The sequence below is a fragment of the Gilliamella sp. wkB18 genome, from assembly GCF_001690875.1.
Classification (GTDB): Bacteria; Pseudomonadota; Gammaproteobacteria; order Enterobacterales; family Orbaceae; genus Gilliamella; species Gilliamella apicola_A.
This window is the reverse complement of record NZ_LZHM01000076.1, coordinates 78275-101772: the sequence shown is the minus strand read 5'-3', so window position 1 is coordinate 101772 and position 23498 is coordinate 78275. Positions and strand designations below refer to the sequence as shown.

Below are 23498 nucleotides of genomic sequence, written 5' to 3'. Positions count from 1 at the left end.
GCTTTGTTTTGATTGATAGAGAGATTATTTTGCAACAGTCGTTACAAGATTTTATTATTGATAAGATTGATGATCTAAAAGGCAAAGACATTGTTACCCTTGATGTTCGAGGTAAATCGAGCATTACCGATTATATGATTATCTGCACCGGTACTTCAAACCGTCATGTAGCTTCAATATCAGGTCATTTAATTGATGAAGCAAAAAAACAAGGTCATCTAGTTTTAGGCAGTGAAGGACAAGGTGATGCTGATTGGGTTGTGGTTGATATGGACTCGGTGATTGTGCACATTATGCAAGAGGAAAGTCGCCAGCTTTACGAACTTGAAAAACTTTGGAGTTAATGCCGTGAAAATACAGCTTATTGCTGTTGGCACTAAAATGCCAAACTGGGTTACTATTGCTTTTAATGATTATCAGTCACGATTTCCTAAAGATATGCCTTTGGAGCTTGTTGAAATTCCCGCAGGAAAACGTACTAAAAATGCAGATATTGTACGAATTTTAGATAAAGAAGGCGAAGCAATGCTAAGTGCTTGCGGTAAAAGTAATCGCATTGTGGCGCTCGATATTCCAGGTAAACCTTACACAACGTATAATTTAGCCGAACAGTTAGAGCACTGGAAAGCAGATGGTCGTGATGTGAGTTTATTAATTGGTGGACCTGAAGGTTTATCTCCTGCTTGTAAAGCCGCTGCGCAGCAAAGTTGGTCTCTATCACCGCTTACACTTCCTCATCCTTTAGTTCGCATCATCGTGGCAGAAAGCCTTTACCGAGCTTTTAGCTTAACCACTAATCATCCATATCATCGTGAATAATAACTAGGTAATAAAAATGAGCGAGATTATTTTAGATCTGCAAGTTGCTACAAAAGATCACCAAAACCTACCTACTGAAAAGCAAATTATAAAATGGTTAGAAGTTATTTTGCCACAATTTATGGATAGTGCTGAAATTACTATCCGTATTGTCGATGAACAAGAAAGCCAGCAATTGAATAGTACTTATCGACACAAAGATAAACCTACTAATGTATTATCTTTTCCATTTGAGTCACCAATTGAAATTGCTGTACCGTTGCTCGGTGATTTGGTTATTTGTAAACAAGTAGTAGAAGTAGAAGCAATAGCTCAGCACAAATCATTAACCTCACATTGGGCACATATGATTGTGCATGGTTGTTTGCATTTACTTGGCTATGATCATATTCTTGACGAAGAAGCAAAAGAAATGGAGAATATCGAGATAAGTATTATGCAGCAGTTAGGATTTGATGATCCTTATCAACTAGTTGACTAATCGAAACTATTCATTACACTATTTGTTTTTATTAACATTTTTTATCATAGCAAAATAAGAAAGGAAGAGAGCAAATGAGTGATGACAATCACCGGTCCCCTAAAAAAGGGTTTGCATTATGGTTAAATCAATTATTTAATTCTGAACCGAAAGACAAAGAAGAGTTGATTGAAGTCATTCGTGAAGCCGAAGAAAACGATCTCATCGATCCAGATACCCTTGATATGATTGAAGGTGTTATGGATATAGCGGAACAACGTGTCCGAGATATCATGATTCCTCGTTCTCAAATTATCACAATTAAAGATAATTATACTTTAGATGAATGCCTGGATATTATTTCTGAACATGGGCACTCGCGCTATCCTGTTATTAGTGAAGATAGAGATCATATTGAAGGCATTTTATTAGCCAAAGATCTTCTTATATTTATTCGTCAAGGCGTTGATAATTTTGATCTCAAAAAAATTCTGCGCCCTACTGTTGTCGTTCCCGAGAGTAAACGTGTTGATCATATGTTAAAAGAGTTTCGTATGCAGCGCTATCATATGGCAATGGCAATTGATGAATTTGGCGGTGTATCAGGTCTTGTTACTATTGAAGATATTTTAGAACTTATTGTTGGTGATATAGAAGATGAGTATGATGAAATTGAAGATCGCGATATTCGCCGCTTAACTCAATCAGTTTATACTGTAAAAGCGCTTACGCCAGTTGAAGATTTTAATGAAATCTTTACTACTAAATTTAGTGATGATGACATGGATACCATTGGTGGTTTAGTAATGCAACATTTTGGACGTTTACCTTTACGTGGTGAAAGTATTACTATTGATGGATATCAATTTAAAGTAACTATTGTTGATCGCAGGCGAATCATCCAATTACATGTAACTATTCCAGAAGGTGCTATTGTACCTAATCTTGAGCTATCAGAAAATGCTTAAATACGTCTTAGCTAGTATGATTTTAGGTAGTATAGCTGTTTTCAGTTATACCCCTTTTCACCTTTGGCCTTTAGCTTTTATCTCATTTTCGGGTTTATTATGGCTTATTGCTAATAAATCTAGTAAACAAGCTATCCTACTTGGATTATTTTGGGGTATCGGTTACTTTGCAGCTGGAGTTCATTGGGTATATATTAGTATTAAACAATATGGTGAATTACCTACACTTGTGGCGCTCATTATTTTGGGGATTTTTATCCTTTATTTGTCACTTTATCCTATGTTATTTGCTTTTTTGCTTAGATTTAGAGTAGTACAACGATTTGCCCCACAATGTTCATTTAAACAATTAGTTTTTGCAGCACCCATCATTTGGCAAGGGACTGAGTTTTTACGTGGTTATATCTTGACAGGTTTTTCTTGGCTACAATTAGGCTATAGTCAACTTGATAGCCCTTTACGCGCTTATTTTCCAATTATGGGAATAGATGGTGTTAATTTATTGACATCTATTTTGTGCGGGCTGTTCGTTTATTGTTTATACAAAATAAAACAACATGCTAATAAAAAGTACATATTTGGTGCAGGGTTTGCACTTTTTACGATTTTTATTGCACCAATTCCATTCAAAAATATTAACTGGACCACCGTCGATCATCAACGTGTTGCCAATTTTGCTTTAATTCAAGGTAATATTCCACAATCATTGCGTTGGGATAATCAACAGTTAAATAATACGTTAAAAACCTACGCAACGCTAACTCAGGCCAACATTAGTAGCAATAAGATCATTATTTGGCCTGAAGCAAGCATTACCGATATTGAATTAAATCAAAAATCTTTTTTGAATTATCTGGATGAGCAAGCAAGAGCAAATGATTCTGAAATTGCGGTGGGAATCATTGACTATCGCTTTGATGACAGTAATTCCGAAGCCCAAGGAAAAATTTATAATACATTATTAGTATTAGGAGAAAAAACTCCCTACCAATACCCAACTAGGAATCGTTATCAAAAACACCACTTAGTACCATTTGGTGAGTTTACCCCATTGGAATCCGTACTTAAACCGATTGCTAAATTACTTAATATCCCTATGTCATCAATGACATCCAGTGAAAAACAGCAGCCACAACTTGAAATGAAAGGCTTTAAGTTTACTACAGCTATTTGTTATGAAGTAATTTTATCCAATCTGATTTGGCAAAACTTTACCGCTGATACCGATTTTTTACTTACTGTTTCCAATGACGCTTGGTTTGGTGATAGTATTGGACCAAAACAGCATTTGCAAATGGCTCAAGCAAGAGCATTAGAATTTGGGCGACCATTAATTCGTAGCACCAATACAGGAATCACTGCCATTATTGATCATCATGGTGAGATTATTAAACAATTACCACAATTTGAAACTACAGTATTAACACAAACATTATCACCTACGGTAGGTTTAACGCCTTATGCTAGTTGGGGAAATCAACCTTATTGGATCATGATGGCTTTAATGTTTATTCTTCTTTTTATAAAAGAACGATTTTGGTCTAGAATACTGGCATAATTATTGCTTATTTAGTTTAGAATAAATTTTAGCACCTCAATGAGAGTTATAAAGCACTATTTATTAGTTGTATCTAGTTTCTATAATATATAAATAAACAGTAAAAAGTACTTTTATGTTTAAAAATAAGTTATAATATACATCGCTTGTAAAAATATTAAATTTATTTAATACGATACAAATCAAACCGTAGGAGATGAGTATGAACAGAAAGACAAAATTAACCAAATTAGTGTTATCATTTGCAATGCTAGGTCTAATGGCTGGTTCTGCAGTTGCGGAGGAACTTAATGGTACACTTGCTAAAGTGAAAGAAAATGGTATGATTGTCGTTGGGCATAGAGAATCATCAGTTCCTTTTTCATATTATGGTGATAATCAAAAAGTTATTGGTTATTCACAAGACTACTCAGATCTTATCGTTGATGCGGTAAAAAAAGAACTTAATATGCCAAATTTACAAGTTAAATATTTACCACTTACATCACAAAATCGTATTCCACTTTTACAAAATGGATCTTATGATTTTGAATGTGGTTCAACAACCAATAATCTTTCTCGTCAACAACAAGTAGATTTTTCAAATACTATTTTTATAGTTGGTACTCGCTTTTTAGTAAAAACGAATAGCAAAATCAAAGATATTGACGACCTGAAAGGTAAAAATGTAGTCGTAACTTCTGGTACAACCTCTGAAGTTATGCTAAACAAAATCAATTCTGAAAAAGGTTTGAATATTCGTATTATTGCAACGAAAGATCATGGTGATGCATTTCGCACACTTGAAAGCGGACGAGCAGCGGCATTCCTGATCGATGATGCACTTTTAGCTGGTGAACGCTCAAAAGCTAAAAAACCAGAACTTTGGGAAATTGTCGGGACACCACTATCTTATGAAGCCTATGGATGTATGTTGCGCAAGCAAGATCCTCAATTTAAAGCATTAGTAGATAAAACCATTGCCGAATTTCAAACTTCTGGTATGGCAGAGAAGTCATATAATCGATGGTTTAAGGAGCCTATTCCACCAAAAGGATTAAACATGAACTTTGACATGTCTCCCGAGATGAAAGAGCTTTTCGCTCACCCTAATGATAAAGCATTAGACTAATAATATACTTATATTTTCAAAAGAGCGCAGGTTGCTGCGCTCATCACCTTATTTACAAAAAATATTTTTTATATGTTGGAGCATTTATGACAACAAGTTGGAATTGGGGGATTTTTCTGCAACCAACTCCCTTTGGGGATACAACTTATTTAGGATGGCTGTGGTTAGGTTTTCAAATGACCATATTGCTAGTTTTTACATCGGGATTAGTAGCCTTTTTCGTAGGTTCACTATTTGGTGTTTTGAGAACATTACCTAATCGTTTTTTATCAACGTTAGGCACTTGTTATGTCGAAATTTTCAGAAATATTCCCCTTATTATTCATTTATTCTTTTGGATTGAAGTTGTGCCAATATTAGTACCAGAATCAATTAGAGATTGGCTATATAATGATATTGATCCAATGACATTTACATTATTAATGTCAACAATTGGCTTAGGATTATTTACTGGTGCTCGTATTTGTGAACAAATAAGGGCCGCAATCCAATCAATCCCAATAGGACAAAAAAATGCTGGAATTGCATTAGGATTAACACTAAAACAAATCTACTTATATATATTATTGCCAAATGCTTATCGAAGAGTAATTCCGCCATTAACATCCGAAATGTTGAACATGGTTAAAAACTCTGCTGTTGCCTCTACAGTAGGTTATATTGAGCTAACAAAACAGGCTAATCAATTATTAGAGCATGCTGGCCAACCTTATGAATCATTTATTGCCATTACCTTAGGGTATGTACTTATTAATGTGGTTATTATGTTTGCTATGCAATATATAGAAAAAAAAGTACGACTTCCTGGGATTTTAGGAGGTAAATCATGATGGAATTAGAATGGGGGCAAATTTTACCAAATTTACCTTATATCATGAAAGGCATGATATTAACCTTAGAGATAACAATTACTGCAGTAATTTTTGGTATCGTGTGGGGAACACTACTGGCAATTATGCGTTTATCTTCAATCAAAATTTTGCATTGGTTCGCTATGTGTTATGTAAATATTTTCCGTTCAATTCCTCTTATGATGGTTTTATTATGGTTTTATTTACTTGTCCCACAACTTTTGGGGAAATTATTAAATCTTCCTCCAACGACAGACATACGCTTTGTGTCCGCACTAATCGCTTTTGCACTTTTTGAAGCTGCTTATTATTCTGAAATTATTCGTGCGGGTATTCAAAGTGTGTCTAAAGGTCAAATCAGTGCATCTCTGGCTCTTGGTATGACTAAAGGTCAGGCTCTACGGATGGTTGTTTTACCACAAGCATTTCGCATTATGACGCCTCTTTTATTAACACAAGGTGTTATTTTATTCCAGGATACTACGCTTATTTATACGCTAAATTTAGCTGATTTCTTCTACCGAGCTGTAAATATTGTGGGTAACAGAGATGGTTTAATTGTTGAAATGGTGCTATTTACTGGAGCAGTATATTTTATCATATGCTTCACTGTTTCACGCTTAGTTAATTATTTTAAGAAAAGGATTACTCGATGATCTCTTTAGAAAACGTATCAAAATGGTATGGACAATTTCAAGTATTAAAAAACTGTACTACAAGAGTCGATAAAGGCGAAGTGGTAGTTGTTTGTGGTCCTTCTGGTTCGGGAAAATCAACATTAATTAAAACTGTAAATGGGTTAGAACCTGTACAAGAAGGCAAAATTATTATTGATGGAACCGAAGTTACTAGTCAATTAACTAATTTGGCAAAATTACGTTCTAAAGTCGGTATGGTTTTTCAACATTTTGAACTGTTCCCACATTTAACGATTTTAAAAAACCTAACGCTTGCACAAATCAAAGTATTAGGAAGAGCAGATAAAGAGGCTCGCGAAAAAGCACTTTCACTTTTAGATAGGGTTGGTCTACTTGCTCATGCTAACAAATATCCGGCACAACTTTCAGGAGGTCAGCAACAACGTGTTGCTATAGCTCGGGCGCTTTGTATGGATCCGATTGTCATGTTATTTGATGAACCTACATCAGCTCTTGATCCTGAAATGGTAAATGAGGTACTAGATGTTATGGTTGAACTCGCTTATGAAGGTATGACTATGATGGTGGTTACTCACGAAATGGGCTTTGCTCGCAAGGTAGCACATCGAGTTATCTTTATGGATGCAGGTGAGATTATTGAAGATACTTCAAAAGAGCAATTCTTTAGTAATCCTGAGTCTGATCGCGCTAAAGACTTTTTAGCTAAAATTATCCATTAATATTTAATTACGGGGCTTTGTTGCCCTGTTTTGCTATTCCTACAAAAATCATCCCAATTTATCATAAAAAAACATATAGCTAATTTAATTATTGTTCTGCAATAAATTAATTAATCCACTATGTCTTTCTGTTTGTGTTTTTACTGATTGCATTAGTACATGGTCATTTGCATAAATTGAAACACTATTTTTAGCCCGTGTAATTGCGGTATAAAGTAGCGATCGATTAAGCAAAGGTGAATAATCCGTTGGTAAAATAATATTAACATGATTAAACTCTGAACCTTGCGATTTATGTATTGTCATTGCATAAGCTGTTTCATGCTCTGGTAACCTAAATGGTGAAAAACCTTTGATTGACCCATCAGCAAAAGGAAAATAAACTCGCATTTTTGAACTATCCTTCTCTGATGGCAACGTAATACCTATATCACCATTATATAGCCCTAATGTGGCACTGTTTTGTAAAATCATAATTGGGCGGCCAATATACCAATTTTCTTTATTTCTCTGTTCAATCAATTTATTTTTAACCAATAATAATTCAATTTGCTTATTTAACCCTTCTAATCCAAAAATCCCTTCTCTTAAGGCGCAAAGTAAGCGATATTGGGCAAATTTATCTAATATAGCCGCAACATTATTGTTACCTTGTCGATTAATTGATTTTAAATAATGCTTATAATGTTCGATGCTATCTTGTAGCATTGTTTGATAAGCTTGTTTAGAAGATAATGAGTAATAACGAATATCATCAAATAAATTATCCGTTAACAACGTTTTTGCCATTGAGCTCTGACCTTCTTTTACAGCATTAGCTAATATACTAATTCCTGATGAATCATTAAATCGATAACTTTTTTGTAATAGGCATATGCTGTCGGTAATTGAGGCTACTTGTGAATGCGCAGGTATCATATAGCCCGTTAGCTGGCTTAATTCATCTGCTCGTATTTGGCTATACCCATTGGCAATAAATGAACACAGATCACCAAATACAGCCCCAGCTTCAACTGATGATAGTTGGTCTTTATCACCTAGTAAAATTAAACGTGCTGACTTAGGTAATGCTTCGATAATTCGTGCCATCATATTTAAATCAATCATTGAAGCTTCGTCTATTACTAGCACATCGACATGCAACGGGTTATTTTTATTATAAATAAAGGCACGATTATCTGTTCTTGCACCTAATAATCGATGTAATGTGACTGATTCTGCTTTGAGATTTAACGATTCAAGTGATAATTTATCAATTGCTCGACTTAATGATTCAGTTAATCTTGAAGCTGCTTTACCAGTTGGTGCAGCCGTTATAATTCGGGCTGAGGAATTAGTTTGTATAAGTCCAGCTAAAATTTTGGCAACAGTAGTAGTTTTACCTGTACCAGGACCACCAGATATAATGGCGACCTTGCGTGTTAATGCAACGGCTACTGCAACCTTTTGCCAATCAATCTGTAATTCTTGATTGTTAAAAAGCCGATCCAGAATGGCATTTAAACTAGAAGTATCATATTCATTATGATCAAGTTTAGTATGATTAAAATAATAAGCAACTAGCTTTTCGTCTAACCACATCCGTTGAAAGTAAAGTTTATTGTTAGTATAAATCAATGGAGATAAAATATTACCATCACTTACTACTTGCCTATTTTTGGCTGCCTCTAATGTAAGCATCCAGTCTTTATCCGTTGGTGACTCCAAGCCAAGCCAAATTTCAGGCTCTGTATTTAGTGGGTTTAGACATGAGAGATCCAGACAAACATGTCCTGCTCTTACCTCCATACTCAGGGACAAAATTAAAAAACCAAAACGCTTTGCTGTTAGTTTATCAGTTAATTGGGCTTTGTCAGTTAAAAATTTGGCTATATGTATATCTAATAAATTAATTTGACTATATTGTTTAAATTGATTGAACCACTGAGTTAACATATCTTTTCTTTATTTTAATATTATCTATAGCCTAATTATATACTCAGAATTATCTTTTGGATAAATTAGCTTAGAGCTTATATAAATATTTTTGTTTACTATATTGAACATTTAAAATAAATGGTGTAAATTTTGTCGCATATAAGAAACAGGGAGACCATATGAATAGCTTTAGCTATGTGAAAAAAGCAATAAAAAGAAAAAAATTATCGTTACAAACTGTTGCTGATGCCTGCCAAATGACCAAAGGTTATTTGAGCCAACTAATAAATGATAAAATTAAAAATCCAAGTGCTCAAAAATTGCAATCACTTCACCAGTATTTACAAATTGAAGAATCAGATAAAAATAAAAAAATAGGGGTAATTTTTGGTAAGTTCTATCCATTACATACTGGGCATATTCATTTAATCCAACGTGCCATTAGTCAAGTTGATGAGCTGTATGTAATTCTTTGTTCAGATACCCTTCGTGATATGGCGCTATTTAAGCAAAGTGCGATGTCTCGCCAGCCAACTATTAATGATCGAATTCGTTGGTTATTACAAACATTTAAATATCAAAAAAATATTCATATTGAATTATTAGAAGAAGATGGTATTCCTGCCTACCCTAACGGTTGGTTTGAATGGAGTGAGCGTGTCAAAAAGCTATTTATTGATAAAGGCATTCACCCTAATTGCGTCTATTCTAGTGAACCTCAAGATGTAGCTATGTATAAAGATTTATTTAATTTAGATACTGTACTTATCGATCCAAAGCGCAAGTTTATGCAAGTTAGTGGTACCCAAATCCGCCAAGCACCACTTCAAAATTGGCAATATATTCCAACAGAAGTAAGACCTTTTTTTGTTCGAACTGTCGCCATTTTGGGTGGGGAATCCAGTGGTAAATCAACTTTAGTAAATAAATTGGCAAACGTATTTAATACAACTAGCGCATGGGAATATGGACGCAATTATGTTTTTTCTCATCTTGGCGGTGATGAGCGTGCTTTGCAATATGCAGACTATGATAAGATTGCATTAGGGCATGCACAGTATATTGATTTTGCGATAAAACATGCTAACAAAGTATCGTTTATCGACACGGATTTTGTAACTACCCAAGCTTTTTGTAAAAAATATGAAGGTAAAGAACATCCTTTTTTACAGGCGATGATCAACAACTATCGTTTTGATTTGGTAATCTTGTTAGGTAATAACACACCATGGATTGCTGATGGTTTACGATCCCTTGGTAGCCGCAAACAACGTAAGGATTTCCAACAATTGCTTATTTCAATCCTTGAAAAAAATAATATCAAATACATCCAAATTGACTCACCTAATTATGAAGAGCGTTACTTGCGTTGCATCGAATTAGTGAATCAACTTATTAATAATGAAGAGTATTAATTATGAATAAATTAAGCTATATTGCTATGTTAATTGGGCGCAACAAATTTTACCCCTATTTTTGCGTCATTTGTATCACTTTAGCCTTTTTATATACAGATCCTTTTACTTATTTAAATTTACGTTACTTTTCCTCTTATATTGGTGCTTTCTGTGGTTTATTATGTGTGATTTTGCTAGCCAAACGCAAAAATATGGGTAATGTGTTAGGCATGTTTGCGGTCATGGCAGAATGTTATGCCAATTACTTAGGTAACAATATCGGGGCTGGTTTGCCGACTTTTTACTATTTTGGATCACATATTATTGGTCTAATGGCTTGGAAGAAAAATCAAGATAATGATAAAAATGTTAAAGTCCGCTCATTAAGTGAAACTGCATTTTTATATGTTTTGATTTTTTTAATAGTTGCTGTATTTATCAATATTTATTTAACTCACGCTATTGGTGTAGAAAACACAATTTACCAACTCGTTACTAATTGCTTTATTTTCGGATTAGGGGTTGTTGCACAGTTACTTTTAATGATGCGTTATTCTTTTAATTGGTATTTATGGATAATATTAAATGTGCTAGTAATTGGGCTAAATATTTATACTAATAATATTGTTATCGCTACGCAATACTTAATTTATTTATTCAATGCCATTTACGGTATTTGTGAATGGAAACAATCTGAACAAAAACAATAAAGAATTTTAATCATAATATTCGATTTATGATGAATACTTATTAAAATGCCATAAATAAACGCATAGAAACACTAATAATTACCATAAGTTTTTAATACAACAAATAGAAAATAAATGATTTATTTTCTATTTGTTATATTTTTAATTATTCATACATACGTTTTAATGAAATAAATAATTTTATATTTCTATAAATGGTAAATACTCTCTATTGTATTACTTATTTTAGCGTAACTACTATGCTATATCACCTTTGACTAATGGGACAAATTTCACCTCTTCGATATTTTTTGTGATAAACTTATCCCCATTACGTTCTATTAATTGTAAAATTTGTTTTTGCTCACCTACAGGAATGATTAAACGACCTTTATCTGCTAGCTGTTCAAGTAAATGTTTAGGGACTTCTGATGCAGCTGCTGTCACAATAATACCATCAAAAGGAGCTCGCTCAGGCCAGCCAAGCCAACCATTACCATGCCGAGTTGAGATGTTATGAATGTCTAACTGTTTTAAGCGCCTTTTGGTATTCCATTGCAGATTTTTAATTCGTTCAACAGAACAAACGTGATTAACCAGTTTAGCTAATATTGCTGTTTGATAACCAGAACCAGTACCGATTTCTAATATTTTAGAATGAGGCTCTAGCCTTAATAATTCTGTCATTTTTGCAACTATATAAGGCTGAGAAATAGTTTGACCACTACCAATTGGTAAAGAGCGGTTATCATAAGCTTGATGAGAAAGCGCTTCATCAATGAAATGCTCTCGAGGAATTAAAGCAATAGCAGCTAAGACACGTTCATCTTTAATTCCTTGCTGATACAATAATTGAATAAGAGACTGTATTTTTAAACTTTGCATTTACGTTAATTATTCCCTATTATCAATTCACGTAGCACACTTGTGGCGTAACAACCAGCAGGTAAATAAAAACAAATTTGCAGACTTTCATTGTCTAACCATTGCCAATGAAGCCCTTCTGGTCTTAATAATATTGAACGCCTTGCTGTTTCAACTTGTTCTTTTTTTAATAAATCCCAAAAGATTGACCAGTGCTGTAAACAGTTTTGCTCAAATTCAAGTGCTTGGGATATTGTTCCAAAAGGGGAATTACCAACCATTGGAGCAGTAAGATTAATTTCACCACTTAGTAAGCGTTGTTGTAAAACTGGCAATTCTTCATCTTGTGCTACAAACCAACTTCCTCGCTGAGCAAACTGTAATATATCACCACTAAGGACTGTTTGATGCAGATTGCTCCCAATTCTTTGGCTTACAATATCATTAAAAATAGCACTACGAGCAGCCGAAAGATAGAAACTTCTTTTTTTTCTATTTTTAACTGAAATCTCGCCTTTAGCCCATTTGATCGCTTGCATAATATTATTTTGCTCGTGCCCAAAGCGTTGTTCACCGAAATAGTTAGGTACACCATGTTGCTTGATTAATGCTAATTTAGATTCAAGTTCTCTTTTATTAGTTAATTTTCTCAGAGTGATAATAAAATTATTGCCTTTCAATGCACCAATCTTTAATTTTTTATTATGACGAGTCACATTTAAGATCTGACATCCAGGCAAATCAAAATTAGAAAAATCCGGGGTTTGTTGACCTGGCATATGTAAGCTAAACCATTGCTTAGTGATAGCTTGACGATCTTTCAAACCTGCATAACTAACAAACTTTGCTGAAATACCAACATATTTGGCTAATTGTTCAGCAACAAAAACAGTATTACAATCACTTTTTTGTAGATAGACTAAAACATGTTCACCATCGCCTTTCAACTCAAAACCAAGATCTTCAGTTACCTCAAAATCCTTATTTTGTTGTTTATATTGCCCTGTTGTTACTGGTTTTCCATACAAATAATTAAGTTCTACTAACACTTATTTGGCTCACTATTTAAATTATTCTATTTAACGTTTTTTAGTCAACAATACCACAGCCTCGCAAGCAATACCTTCCTTACGTCCAGTAAAACCTAGTTGTTCTGTCGTTGTCGCTTTAATACTAATTTGGTCAAAATTAGCATTAAGATCTTCTGCAATATTAACTCGCATCTGATCGATATGAGGACGCATTTTGGGTTCTTGAGCAATTATAGTTGTATCCAAGTTACACAGCTCGTAGCCTTTAGCCCGAATAATTTGATATACCTCTTTGAGTAACATTCGACTATCAATATTTTTATATTTAGGATCAGTATCAGGAAAAAGCTTACCAATATCACCTAATGCTAATGCCCCAATTAAAGCATCGGTGATTGCATGTAATATAACATCACCATCAGAATGTGCAACTAAACCATATGGGTAAGATACTTTTACCCCAGCTAAGGTAATTGGACCTTCCCCACCAAATTTATGTACATCAAACCCATGACCTATTCTCATGCTTTTCTACCTTTTTGAAATCTGATTTTTTATATAAAAAGTCGCTAATGCAATATCTTCTGAACGTGTAATTTTGATATTATCGCGTCGACATTCAACTAATAAAGGATGCCCCCCACAATATTCAATTGCCGAAGCTTCATCAGTAATTGCGACATTATCATTTAACGCCTTTTGCAAACAAAACTTTAATTCGTCTACTTTAAACAATTGTGGGGTCGCAGCCCCCCATAAATGAGTACGATCTTCCGAATGCTCAATGATGCTATCATTATCTTGATAAGATCGTTTCACCGTATCACTAATTCGCATCGCTAAAATACCACCTCGTTTTGCATTCATCACTGCTTCAATCAAACGATTAATATCATGGTGATCGATACAAGGTCTAGCTGCATCATGAACTAAAGCCCATTGTTCACTATGCAACAGCTTTAAGCCAGCTAAAACAGAAGCTGCTCTAGTTTGACCGCCTAAAGTTACACTAATTTTATCATTTGTCGCAATAGGGAGTTTATTAAATAAATTATCATTAGAATTAATTACAACGATCACTCTATCTATTTTAGGGTGTGTTAATAATTTATCCACTGTATGTTCTAAAATCGTCATCGAACCAATTTTCAAATATTGTTTAGGTATTTGGCTATTCATTCGGCTACCAATTCCCGCGGCAGGGACAATTGCAATAATATTAGAAGGGTTGTTCACAAATTGCCTTATTGTTGATGAGTGTTAGAGTCAATAATAATTCGATAAAAATATTCGTCTGGTTTAATCATACCTAAATGGCTACGGGCACGTTCTTCCACTGCTTCTAAGCCACGCTGCAAATCGTTAATTTCGGCAAACATCTGTTCATTACGTATTTTTAGCTTATCATTATACTGACGCATATTTGATAGCATTTGCAAATTAGCTTTATAATCATAAACATTATTCTTTCCATACCACAAAGAATATTGAAGGTAACCTAACAAGATCAGTAAGATTAAAGGTAATTTCCATCGCATCATGAATTCATTATTTCCCTTTATCTATATGCATTTTACAGGTTTGGGTAAGCCAGCTAGTTTAGTCGCTTGCTTTGCTGGTCCGCCAGGAAATAATTTATATAAATAACGGCTGTTAGCCTTTTCTAAACCAAGTTTTTTTTCCATTGCTTTGACTAAAGTACGCATAGCAGGCGAAGTTTTATATTCTAAATAAAAATCGCGAACAAATAAAATAACTTCCCAATGTGCATCAGTTAAACTTATTGATTCTTTTAACGCCAGTTCCGGAACTAAATCAATGGACCAGTCCTGCCAGTTCTTCAAGTAACCATTATTATCAGTTTTTATTTGCTCTAACATTTCTCTAATGTATGCTATTTTATTTGCGTGATATTATACTCAATTAAATTGATTCCAACACTAATTTTGATGACAAAACTATCGCTGAAACGCTAAAAACACTCAAAATAGATGAAAATTAAAGCAAGTAATCTTTTTTTTAGAAAAAGCTATTTACAAATAAACTCGTATCCTTTAATATTCACAGCCATTGCGGAAGTGTGGCTGAGCGGTTGAAAGCACCGGTCTTGAAAACCGGCGAGGGGCGACCCTCCCAGAGTTCGAATCTCTGCGCTTCCGCCATATTCTTTTCTAGATTTCAAATAACATCTCGCCTTGTTTTTTATTCAACTAAAACTTAACCAAATATCTGTGTATTATCTGTTATATAGAAACAATGTATAAATTCGTAAAGTGATAGCAAAAATAATTTTGTATTAACATTAATAAAAAGCTATTTTATAAATTTGTTTATTATATACACCTAAAGTAAGCAACCTATAATTAAACAAATCCATAAAATTGGTGCATCTTATTTATCCAAATAACATTAACGAAAAACATAATATATTCTTTACTTTAAAATGATTAAATTTTAAGCTCCATCATTATTGGTACCGTTTCTTTAATAATTGAATTATATGAAGTGTAATATAAATAATTATTTATCTAGGTTTAACTTGTTATTTTAATATCACCTTTTATATTTTTTATTAGCAAGTATAAAACATTTTCGATGTATTCTAATATGATTAAAAAAAGTATATAATGCTACAATTTTACTCAAGGTATTGTGGCTGCAATGAAATTAAAGTATAGATCTGATATTGATGGGCTTAGGGCATTAGCTGTACTTTCTGTAATTATTTACCATCTAAATAATAACTGGTTACAAGGCGGTTTTATTGGTGTTGATATATTTTTTGTGATTTCTGGTTTTTTGATTACCAAAATAATTTATAGTGAAATTTGCAATAATACATTTAGTTTCAAAAATTTTTACCAAAGACGAATAAATCGCATTTTACCGGTCTTTTTTTGTGTAATGCTTCTTACTTCAATTTTTGCATGGTACCTCTTTTTACCAAAAGACTTGATGTTATTTTTACGCAGTTTAAAGTCGACTACCTATTTTTGGGAAAACATGTTTTTTGCGCAAAATACAGGTGGGTATTGGGACACTTCAGCTGAATCTATGCCAATACTACATACTTGGAGCCTCGCTGTAGAAGAACAGTTTTATATTATTCTTCCCTTTATTCTATTAATTCTTTTAAAAACGAAACAACGATCAATTAAATTAGTATTGACCGTTTTTTTTATAATTGCGTTTATATCATTTTTACTAGCTCAAATTTCACCAGAATCTGCATTTTTAACCAAATACAACTACTATTCTCTTTTTACAGGACGCGCTGGTGAATTATTAATAGGCTCTATTATTGGAATTATTTCAGTTAATATAGATAACAAACATAATGACCTTAACAACACAGCACAGCAACAAGCTTTGCTTATTAGATGCAATATAATGTCATTTATTGGTTTGATTGGAATTGTTTTATCTATAACTTTTATTTCTGATAAAATACTATTTCCTAGTTTTTGGGCAGTTATACCAGCTATTAGTGCTGCTACAATTCTATATTGTTACCACCCTAAAACCATTGTATCAAGATTGTTATCTTTAAAACCTGTAGTCTTTGTTGGTAAAATTTCTTATTCTCTATATTTATGGCATTGGCCGATAATTGTTCTTACTCGAAAATACCTCTTCATTAAAGAGTTTAACTCAGCGGAACAATACGTTATTGTTTTCCTTATTACCTTAATTTTATCTATAATATCTTACTTTTTAATTGAGAGGCCTTGCCGGATTAATAAAAGAAGCTTTAAATATTCTTTTATTACTTATTATATATTTCCCGTTTTAGTAATCTTTTCTGTATATTATATGCAAAAAGAGACTAAATTTTTAGATTATCGATATAAAGAGAAATTAGAGCTTTATAAGTTGCAAGGACAATATTTAGATCCATCTGAAAATTTTTGTATTAGTAGAATTGTAGGTGATTGTGTTTTTGGAGATAAAACTAAAAAACCTAATATTGTACTATTCGGAGATTCTCATTCTGGCCATTATTCGCCATATTTAGATGAAGCGGGTAAAAAATACGGATTTGCTGTAAAAATTATAAATGCACATGCTTGCACTTTTTTACCAGAGCAATATGATTTAAATCTGATCGACTCTAGATTCAAAAAAGATTGTGAAGATCTTCGAAGGGATGTCACTAAAGCAATTGAAGAGTCAAAAATAATAATATATGCAGGACGTTATAATGGTTACTATTATGATGGGGAACCTTTAATTGTTAAATATTTGCCCAAATTTATCGATAAAACTAATAAAAAATTTATTGTATTAGCTCAAGTTCCATGGATTGATACAAATGAACATGAAAGATTTATAGCCAATTATTTACAGGACATACCTTTTACAAGCAACCACTTTATCACTAATAGTGAAAAATTATCAAATAAGCTAATTGAAGAAGAAGTAAAAGGTAAAGCGATATTCTTCAATCCATTGAATGATTTAAGCGAAGAATCTAAAAAAGAGTGGCCTATATATAATGGGTTAATTGCTTATAGCTATGATGGTCATTTAGGTGAGTATGTAACTCGTCAATGGTCCAAAGAAGTTTTACCGAAACAAAAAGAATTTTGGAAACAACTGGCTAAAGAAGCAAATGAATAAATCACTCGTATCATAATATACTGTTCCCCCATATTTGATTTTGCACATAGTTTCTTTAAATATAGGGGGAATATTAACATTCACAAACAAATTAATTTTTTATTTAATACATAACGTTATGATTTTTAATTTTTATGCTTCAAAATTGTTTTTTTAAGTACTCTCTTTTTGAAAGTGGCGTTGTTTTGCTATTTAACTTTTTATCTAAAAAGATAATTATATGCAACACCCAGTAATACGTATGAAGAGCATAATATTAAGAAACCTTAATTCGGTGGTTCTATAGATGGAATTGAAATACAGATCTGATATTGATGGCCTTAGGGCATTTGCAGTTATCGCAGTTATTGCTTATCACCTTAATCATCATTGGCTACATGGAGGCTTTATTGGTGTAGATATATTTTTTGTTATCTCAGGATTTCTTATCACCAAAATAATTTATGGTGAAATTATCAATAATACATTTAGTTTTAAAAACTTTTATCAAAGACGGATTAATCGTATATTACCGGTTTTTTTCTTCGTCATGCTCTTCACTGCATTTTTTTCATGGTATATATTATTACCTAATGATTTTATGTTGTTTTTTCGTAGTTTAAAATCAACAACTTATTTCTGGGAAAATATGTTTTTTGCAAAGCATACTGGCGGATATTGGGATTCATCTGCAGAATCAATGCCAATTTTGCACACTTGGAGTTTAGCCGTTGAAGAACAGTTCTACATTATATTACCATTTATATTATTATTACTATTAAGGTTAAAGCAGCAATCTGCGACTAAAATAGCATTAATTGTTTTTGTCATTATCGCTTTTCTGTCTTTCTTATTAGCTCAAATTTCACCATTAGCTCGATTATTAACTAAATACAATTATTATTCATTACTTACTGGGAGGGCTGGTGAGCTATTAATAGGCTCTATTTTGGGCATTTTATCGATATATAGAGATAAAGATAAATATATTGGAACAAATCTTGCAAAAAATAATGTACTAACACTGATAGGTTTTATCGGAATATCTTTATCAGTTACTTTATTTTCAGATAAAATATTATTTCCTAGTTTTTGGGCTATTTTTCCAACAATTAGCACAGGTTTGATTTTATATTTTTACCACCCTAAAACTATAGTCTCTAGATTGCTATCATTAAAACCCATTGTTTTTATAGGTAAAATATCCTATTCTCTATATTTATGGCATTGGCCTATAATTGTGCTGTCGCGAAAATACCTTTTTGTCGAGCAGTTTTATAAACCAAAGCAATACTTTTGGATTGTAGTTGGTACTTTGCTTATATCTATATTAACTTATTATTTTATTGAACGACCTTGTCGTTTGAAAAAACGAAGTTTTAAATTTTCATTAATTGTCTATTACATTCTACCTGTAACAGTAATTTTAACTATCTATTATGCACAAAAATCAACTAAATTTTTAAATACACATAGCCTAGAAAGACTTCAACTTTACTATTTACAAACAGAATATTTAAATCCAGCAGAAAATTTTTGTATGGGTGAAATTAAAGGCAATTGTATTTTTGGTGATAAAACAAAACAAGCAAATATATTATTATTTGGTGATTCTCATTCTGGGCATTATTCTCCTTATCTTGATGAAGCAGGGAAGAAATATGGATTTGCTGTAAAAATTATTAATTCTCCAGCCTGTACTTTTTTACCTGAACAAATTAAGTTAAATGTAATACCTTCTGAATTTAAAAGAAAATGTTTGAGGTTAGGTAAAGAAGTTACCAAAGCTATACAAGAAGCAAAAATTCTAATATACGCAGGACGATATAATGCATATTCTTACAATAAAAAAGGTAAACAACAACATTTAATAATTAATTACTTAGCAACTAATATAACTAAATACAATAAAAAAACAATTGTACTATCCCAAGCACCTTGGATAAATGTTAAAGAGCATGAAAAATTTATGGTTTATTTCTTGCACAATAAACCTTTTAAAAGTAAGAAATTTATTACTAATCAAGAAAAATTTGCTAACGCAATGATTCAAAATTCCATTTATGGAAAAGCAATTTTTTTCGATCCATTAAATGGATTAAATGAAAAATCGAGAAAAGAATGGCCTATTTACAAAGGGTTAATTGCATATTCTCATGACGGCCATTTAAATGAATATGTAACACGATTATGGTCACAAGAAGTTTTACCAACACAACAAGCTTTTTGGCAACAATTAGCTAAAGAAGCAAATGAATAGTTTATTAATAAGTGAACAAGATGATAAAAATATTTATTTTTCATCATCTGCCACTTTTTAATTAAGAATACAAAAACTTAAATATAGCCCCAAATTAATTAAGGCTATATTTTTTATATTGAAAATTTATTATCAAATAAATTAGTTATCTATTTTTTGCATTATATTCATCATAATACTCTTGAGCAAGTTTGCGCATTGATAAACCAATTGAAGCATATTGGTGCTCATTTAAATTAGCTAAAGATGCACGAGCTGATGGGTGTTGAACAGCGAACCCTTTACCTGGCAGAAGAACTACACCTGCTTCATCAGCAATCCTAAAGAGCATTTCAGAAGGATTTTTATTTTTTAAGATCCATTTTGCAAATTTATCGTCATAAAGTTCTCGGCAAATATGTTCAAGATCGATTAATGTATAGTAATCGACACTATTTTCATCTATTTGATGTTTAAGACCAACATGTTGATAAAGTGAAGCTGCTCTACGGCGAATTAATGATTTTAATATAGATTTATAACTTTCATCGGCATCCATCATTTCGCATAATGCAAATAATACCATTTGTACCTGCTGCGGGGTAGAAAGTCCAGCGGTATGATTCAATGCAACAGCACGACTATCAGCAACTAGCCGATCGATAAATTTAAGATTCTCAGGATCAGTAACAATTGAACTGTAACGCTTATTCAGAATTTGTTTTGTTTTACTTGGTAAAGTTTTAATAGTTTTATCAATAACATTATCTTTATTTATTGCAATAACTCCTAAACGCCAACCTGTTGCACCAAAATATTTAGAAAATGAATAGACCAGGATAGTATTTTGGGGACAAACAGCAAACAAAGATTGAAAATCATCGGCAAATGTACCATAAACATCATCGGTTAAAATAATTAAATCAGGACGTTTTTTAACAATATCAGCTATAATTTTCAGGCTTTTACTATCAATTTTCACAGAAGGAGGATTTGAAGGATTCACCAGGAAGAAAGCTTTGATAGAAGAATCTTCTAATTTACGTAATTCTGCTTCAGGATACTGCCAATTTAAGTTAGGATCAGAATTAACTAATATCTCAACTAATTGATAATCATTTAAAGATGGAATTTCAAGGTAAGGCGTAAAGATAGGTGCTCCTATTGCAATTTTATCACCTTTTTCAATCAAACCATTTTCTTTCATTGAATTAAATATGTAAGCCATAGCTGCTGTACCACCTTCTACAGCAAACAGATCAATATCACCACGATCAAGATATTGAGCTCCCATTTGCTGCAAAACATAGGCTTTTACTATCTCTTCACTAAATTGTAACATCCTATCCGGAACAGGATAATTACACCCTAAAATACCTTCTACCATTTCTTGTAAAAAGGCATTTTCGTCAAGCCCTAATTGATCACGAATATAAGAAAAGGCCTTACCTAAAAAGGAGACACCAGGGGTGTTATAGTTTTGATAGATAAAATGTTCAAAACGCCCAGTTAATCCGGATTTAATTGGAAAGCCCCCTATCCCTTCATTCAAGTAAGAATAAGACATTTCTGATTCTTGCACCGCAAAAACACCTAATTGAAAAAATGCCTGTCTTGGCCAAGTAGCTAGAAAATTAGGATTTCCACGTCCAGCATTTAACATCACATGATCTGTATGGCTTTGTGCAAGTTTAATTAAGTTATCTTTTAATTCAAAAGGGCTTAAATTAGCATATTTAGCGTACTCTGATTTAGTCTTCATAAGAATTTACCTTTAAATTGATATTACAATTAAACAAAAGCAACTACAAATGGACCTAAAAGTGTTAAGAAAACATTAGCTAATGCATAAGTAATAGCGAAAGAGTTAGTTGGTATTGAGTTGCCGGCTTTATTTAGCACTTCCCCAAAAGCTGGATTAGCACTTCGAGAACCAGCTAAGGCACCAGCAAATACTGCCGCATTTTTATAACCAAGGATATATTTACCAAAATAGATAGCAAGTAACATTGGTAATAATGTGACAATCACACCTATTAAAAATAGGGAAATCCCTTGTTCTTTTATAGTATCAATTGCTTGAAGCCCTGAACTTAAACCAACTACAGCAACAAAGCCAGCTAAACCAAAATCTTTTAAAAGTTGTAGCGCTCCGGAAGGAATGTTTCCATAAGTTTGATGCAGAGCACGATACCAACCAAATAATAAACCAGAAAGTAATGCTCCTCCGCCAGCCCCTAATGTAATTGGGATATGACTTACATGAATAACAATTAAACCAATAATAAGTCCAACGACCAAACCTAGGCCATGAAATATCCAATCAGTTTTCTCGCTTTTGGTAATTGGTGCACCAATTTTATCAATTACACGCCGAAGATCACTATCAGCACCGTAAATAGTTATCACATCACCAAGTTTTAAAACAATATCATTATTAAGTGGAAGAGGCTGACCATCTCGATGAATAGCGACTAAATAAATACCATGCTTTAGCTTCATAACTTCATCAGAGGAAAGCACCTGCATTAAGTTTTCACCAACATAACGAGAGTTACGCATCTCAACATCTTGCGTATTCATAATAACATCCATCCCTGAGGCAGAATTAACCTCAGTGCCAAGAAGATCATTTGCTTGAATCATGGCATCGCGATGACCAACAACCAAAATAATATCTTTTTCTTTTATTAAAACATCTGGAGTTGCTTCTAAAATTTTATTGTCACGTTTTATTCGTTCAATGCTAATACCATTAACCATTTTTTCAATATCAGAAACGCTTTGATTAATCTTATTAGTTACATGATATAAACGACCACTAATATCAGATAAAGCGAAATTTTGATTAGCGCCTAATAATAGCGAGCCATTAAGCTGTTCTGATTGAGCTTTTATGGCATCATCACTAATATCTCGCCCCATTATTTTTGGTAAAATATTAACACAAACAATGATTGCCCCTAGCGAACCAAAGATATAAGTAACGGCATAGCCAATTGTCACATTACCCTGCAATCTCCTGAGCTCTTCGGCACTTAAACCCAGCTGACTTAAAGCATCAGAAGCTGTACCCATAATAGCTGATTGAGTTAACCCACCTGCAGCCAATCCTGCAGCTAACCCTTTATCTAAATTGAAAACTTTTGCTAATACTACCACTGTCACAAAACCAATTATAGCAATAAACAATGCTAAAAAGATTTCTCGTAATGTTTTAACACCTAGTGATCGAAAAAACTGTGGACCACTTTCAAAACCAACAGCATAGATAAACAGTGCGAAAAGAACTGCTTTAACACCAGAATCAACTGTAACGCCAAAAACACTTAGTGCAACAGCAACAAGCAATGAGCCTGCAACTCCACCAAGCTGAAATTTACCTATACGAATACTGCCAATTAAATAACCCAAACTCAAAGAAAGAAATAAAAGAATTTCCGGTGAGTGTTTTAGTCCATCTAAAATCCAATTTGAAAGCCATTGAAACATAATAATTGTCCTCAAGTGCTAAAAATGGTGAATTAAAAATATAAGAAAAGATACAAAAAGGGGTTTAAAAAATATTCATTAAAATATTATGAATACGTATTTATACTAAACTGTTATTGAAAGAA

At 32.8% G+C, this 23498-nt stretch carries 22 protein-coding genes and 1 tRNA gene; 14 read left to right on the top strand and 9 right to left on the bottom strand.

Features of this window, described 5'->3' with window-relative positions; genetic code table 11:
• The first annotated feature begins 26 nt into the window (after positions 1–26).
• From rsfS to A9G48_RS08205, 9 genes are all read left to right on the top strand, one after another.
• On the top strand, positions 27–344 hold the full coding sequence (gene rsfS / locus A9G48_RS08245) for a ribosome silencing factor (protein ID WP_034944652.1): 318 nt from the start codon (positions 27–29) through the stop codon (positions 342–344).
• A gap of 4 nt (positions 345–348) precedes the next feature.
• A complete protein-coding gene (gene rlmH, locus A9G48_RS08240) occupies positions 349–819 on the top strand; it encodes a 23S rRNA (pseudouridine(1915)-N(3))-methyltransferase RlmH (protein ID WP_034944655.1) in 471 nt (156 codons plus the stop codon).
• 16 nt (positions 820–835) lie between these two features.
• A complete protein-coding gene (gene ybeY, locus A9G48_RS08235) occupies positions 836–1300 on the top strand; it encodes an rRNA maturation RNase YbeY (protein WP_065576062.1) in 465 nt (154 codons plus the stop codon).
• Between the two features lie 74 nt (positions 1301–1374).
• Complete coding sequence (gene corC, locus A9G48_RS08230) at positions 1375–2247, top strand: CNNM family magnesium/cobalt transport protein CorC (RefSeq protein WP_034943462.1); 873 nt, start codon at positions 1375–1377, stop codon at positions 2245–2247.
• Complete coding sequence (lnt, locus tag A9G48_RS08225; RefSeq protein ID WP_034943464.1) at positions 2240–3805, top strand: apolipoprotein N-acyltransferase; 1566 nt, start codon at positions 2240–2242, stop codon at positions 3803–3805. Before corC ends, lnt begins: the two co-directional genes overlap by 8 nt.
• Before the next feature lie 202 nt (positions 3806–4007).
• Positions 4008–4916 carry a glutamate/aspartate ABC transporter substrate-binding protein gene (locus A9G48_RS08220; protein WP_034943466.1) on the top strand — a complete coding sequence of 303 codons (909 nt, stop codon included), beginning with the start codon at positions 4008–4010 and terminating at the stop codon, positions 4914–4916.
• A gap of 86 nt (positions 4917–5002) precedes the next feature.
• Complete coding sequence (locus tag A9G48_RS08215) at positions 5003–5746, top strand: amino acid ABC transporter permease (protein ID WP_034943469.1); 744 nt, start codon at positions 5003–5005, stop codon at positions 5744–5746.
• Positions 5743–6423, top strand: a complete 681-nt coding sequence (gltK, locus tag A9G48_RS08210; RefSeq protein WP_034943472.1) for a glutamate/aspartate ABC transporter permease GltK — start codon at positions 5743–5745, stop codon at positions 6421–6423. Before A9G48_RS08215 ends, gltK begins: the two co-directional genes overlap by 4 nt.
• The gene (locus tag A9G48_RS08205; protein ID WP_034943474.1) at positions 6420–7145 is read left to right on the top strand and encodes an amino acid ABC transporter ATP-binding protein; all 726 of its coding nucleotides are present in this window, start codon (positions 6420–6422) and stop codon (positions 7143–7145) included. The genes gltK and A9G48_RS08205 overlap by 4 nt, the downstream gene beginning before the upstream one ends.
• Before the next feature lie 84 nt (positions 7146–7229).
• Here A9G48_RS08205 and recD read toward each other — a convergent pair whose 3' ends face one another.
• Positions 7230–9080 carry an exodeoxyribonuclease V subunit alpha gene (recD, locus tag A9G48_RS08200; protein WP_065576061.1) on the bottom strand — a complete coding sequence of 617 codons (1851 nt, stop codon included), beginning with the start codon at positions 9078–9080 and terminating at the stop codon, positions 7230–7232.
• A gap of 161 nt (positions 9081–9241) precedes the next feature.
• On the opposite strand from recD, the gene nadR reads away from it, so the two are divergent.
• Both nadR and pnuC read left to right on the top strand, forming a co-directional pair.
• Positions 9242–10477 (top strand): multifunctional transcriptional regulator/nicotinamide-nucleotide adenylyltransferase/ribosylnicotinamide kinase NadR, encoded by a 1236-nt coding sequence (gene nadR / locus A9G48_RS08195; protein WP_034943479.1) that lies wholly within the window; start codon positions 9242–9244, stop codon positions 10475–10477.
• A 2-nt stretch (positions 10478–10479) separates the two neighbouring features.
• The gene (gene pnuC, locus A9G48_RS08190; RefSeq protein WP_034943482.1) at positions 10480–11169 is read left to right on the top strand and encodes a nicotinamide riboside transporter PnuC; all 690 of its coding nucleotides are present in this window, start codon (positions 10480–10482) and stop codon (positions 11167–11169) included.
• 237 nt (positions 11170–11406) lie between these two features.
• Here the strand turns inward: pnuC and A9G48_RS08185 are convergent, their stop codons facing one another.
• From A9G48_RS08185 to A9G48_RS08160, 6 genes are read right to left on the bottom strand one after another with little or no spacing between them, the layout of a single operon-like run.
• Positions 11407–12033, bottom strand: coding sequence for a protein-L-isoaspartate(D-aspartate) O-methyltransferase (locus A9G48_RS08185; RefSeq protein ID WP_034943484.1), 627 nt, complete (start codon positions 12031–12033; stop codon positions 11407–11409).
• A gap of 5 nt (positions 12034–12038) precedes the next feature.
• Positions 12039–13061: a tRNA pseudouridine(13) synthase TruD gene (gene truD / locus A9G48_RS08180; protein WP_034943486.1), complete on the bottom strand. Its 1023-nt coding sequence runs from the start codon at positions 13059–13061 to the stop codon at positions 12039–12041.
• Between the two features lie 30 nt (positions 13062–13091).
• Positions 13092–13568, bottom strand: a complete 477-nt coding sequence (gene ispF, locus A9G48_RS08175) for a 2-C-methyl-D-erythritol 2,4-cyclodiphosphate synthase (protein WP_034943489.1) — start codon at positions 13566–13568, stop codon at positions 13092–13094.
• A gap of 6 nt (positions 13569–13574) precedes the next feature.
• Positions 13575–14279 (bottom strand): 2-C-methyl-D-erythritol 4-phosphate cytidylyltransferase, encoded by a 705-nt coding sequence (gene ispD / locus A9G48_RS08170; RefSeq protein ID WP_034943491.1) that lies wholly within the window; start codon positions 14277–14279, stop codon positions 13575–13577.
• A gap of 8 nt (positions 14280–14287) precedes the next feature.
• Complete coding sequence (ftsB, locus tag A9G48_RS08165) at positions 14288–14584, bottom strand: cell division protein FtsB (protein WP_442902637.1); 297 nt, start codon at positions 14582–14584, stop codon at positions 14288–14290.
• A 21-nt stretch (positions 14585–14605) separates the two neighbouring features.
• Positions 14606–14923, bottom strand: a complete 318-nt coding sequence (locus tag A9G48_RS08160) for a TusE/DsrC/DsvC family sulfur relay protein (protein ID WP_034943493.1) — start codon at positions 14921–14923, stop codon at positions 14606–14608.
• A 194-nt stretch (positions 14924–15117) separates the two neighbouring features.
• Between A9G48_RS08160 and A9G48_RS08155 the strand changes: the two genes are divergently transcribed.
• The 3 genes from A9G48_RS08155 (at position 15118) to A9G48_RS08145 (ending at position 19902) form a co-directional block, all read left to right on the top strand.
• Positions 15118–15205, top strand: a tRNA-Ser gene (locus tag A9G48_RS08155).
• A 499-nt stretch (positions 15206–15704) separates the two neighbouring features.
• Complete coding sequence (locus A9G48_RS08150) at positions 15705–17663, top strand: acyltransferase family protein (RefSeq protein ID WP_065576060.1); 1959 nt, start codon at positions 15705–15707, stop codon at positions 17661–17663.
• Positions 17664–17949: 286 nt separating this feature from the next.
• Positions 17950–19902 carry an acyltransferase family protein gene (locus A9G48_RS08145; RefSeq protein ID WP_051825014.1) on the top strand — a complete coding sequence of 651 codons (1953 nt, stop codon included), beginning with the start codon at positions 17950–17952 and terminating at the stop codon, positions 19900–19902.
• A 145-nt stretch (positions 19903–20047) separates the two neighbouring features.
• On the opposite strand, the gene A9G48_RS08140 is transcribed toward A9G48_RS08145, so the two are convergent.
• Both A9G48_RS08140 and aspT read right to left on the bottom strand, forming a co-directional pair.
• Entirely contained in the window at positions 20048–21643 is a 1596-nt protein-coding gene (locus A9G48_RS08140; protein ID WP_034943494.1) for a bifunctional aspartate transaminase/aspartate 4-decarboxylase, read from the bottom strand.
• Positions 21644–21672: 29 nt separating this feature from the next.
• Positions 21673–23373 (bottom strand): aspartate-alanine antiporter, encoded by a 1701-nt coding sequence (aspT, locus tag A9G48_RS08135; RefSeq protein ID WP_034943495.1) that lies wholly within the window; start codon positions 23371–23373, stop codon positions 21673–21675.
• Between the last annotated feature and the right edge of the window lie 125 nt (positions 23374–23498).

Excerpts from the sequence above, each read along its gene's own strand:
- corC (WP_034943462.1), top strand. The coding sequence starts at position 1,375 with ATGAGTGATGACAATCACCGGTCCCCTAAAAAAGGGTTTGCATTATGG.
- aspT (WP_034943495.1), bottom strand. The coding sequence starts at position 23,373 with ATGTTTCAATGGCTTTCAAATTGGATTTTAGATGGACTAAAACACTCA.
- A9G48_RS08150 (WP_065576060.1), top strand. The coding sequence starts at position 15,705 with ATGAAATTAAAGTATAGATCTGATATTGATGGGCTTAGGGCATTAGCT.
- A9G48_RS08185 (WP_034943484.1), bottom strand. The coding sequence starts at position 12,033 with ATGCAAAGTTTAAAAATACAGTCTCTTATTCAATTATTGTATCAGCAA.
- A9G48_RS08215 (WP_034943469.1), top strand. The coding sequence starts at position 5,003 with ATGACAACAAGTTGGAATTGGGGGATTTTTCTGCAACCAACTCCCTTT.
- pnuC (WP_034943482.1), top strand. The coding sequence starts at position 10,480 with ATGAATAAATTAAGCTATATTGCTATGTTAATTGGGCGCAACAAATTT.
- A9G48_RS08145 (WP_051825014.1), top strand. The coding sequence starts at position 17,950 with ATGGAATTGAAATACAGATCTGATATTGATGGCCTTAGGGCATTTGCA.
- A9G48_RS08220 (WP_034943466.1), top strand. The coding sequence starts at position 4,008 with ATGAACAGAAAGACAAAATTAACCAAATTAGTGTTATCATTTGCAATG.
- A9G48_RS08160 (WP_034943493.1), bottom strand. The coding sequence starts at position 14,923 with ATGTTAGAGCAAATAAAAACTGATAATAATGGTTACTTGAAGAACTGG.
- ftsB (WP_442902637.1), bottom strand. The coding sequence starts at position 14,584 with ATGATGCGATGGAAATTACCTTTAATCTTACTGATCTTGTTAGGTTAC.
- lnt (WP_034943464.1), top strand. The coding sequence starts at position 2,240 with ATGCTTAAATACGTCTTAGCTAGTATGATTTTAGGTAGTATAGCTGTT.
- recD (WP_065576061.1), bottom strand. The coding sequence starts at position 9,080 with ATGTTAACTCAGTGGTTCAATCAATTTAAACAATATAGTCAAATTAAT.
- ispF (WP_034943489.1), bottom strand. The coding sequence starts at position 13,568 with ATGAGAATAGGTCATGGGTTTGATGTACATAAATTTGGTGGGGAAGGT.
- nadR (WP_034943479.1), top strand. The coding sequence starts at position 9,242 with ATGAATAGCTTTAGCTATGTGAAAAAAGCAATAAAAAGAAAAAAATTA.
- A9G48_RS08140 (WP_034943494.1), bottom strand. The coding sequence starts at position 21,643 with ATGAAGACTAAATCAGAGTACGCTAAATATGCTAATTTAAGCCCTTTT.
- A9G48_RS08205 (WP_034943474.1), top strand. The coding sequence starts at position 6,420 with ATGATCTCTTTAGAAAACGTATCAAAATGGTATGGACAATTTCAAGTA.
- ybeY (WP_065576062.1), top strand. The coding sequence starts at position 836 with ATGAGCGAGATTATTTTAGATCTGCAAGTTGCTACAAAAGATCACCAA.
- gltK (WP_034943472.1), top strand. The coding sequence starts at position 5,743 with ATGATGGAATTAGAATGGGGGCAAATTTTACCAAATTTACCTTATATC.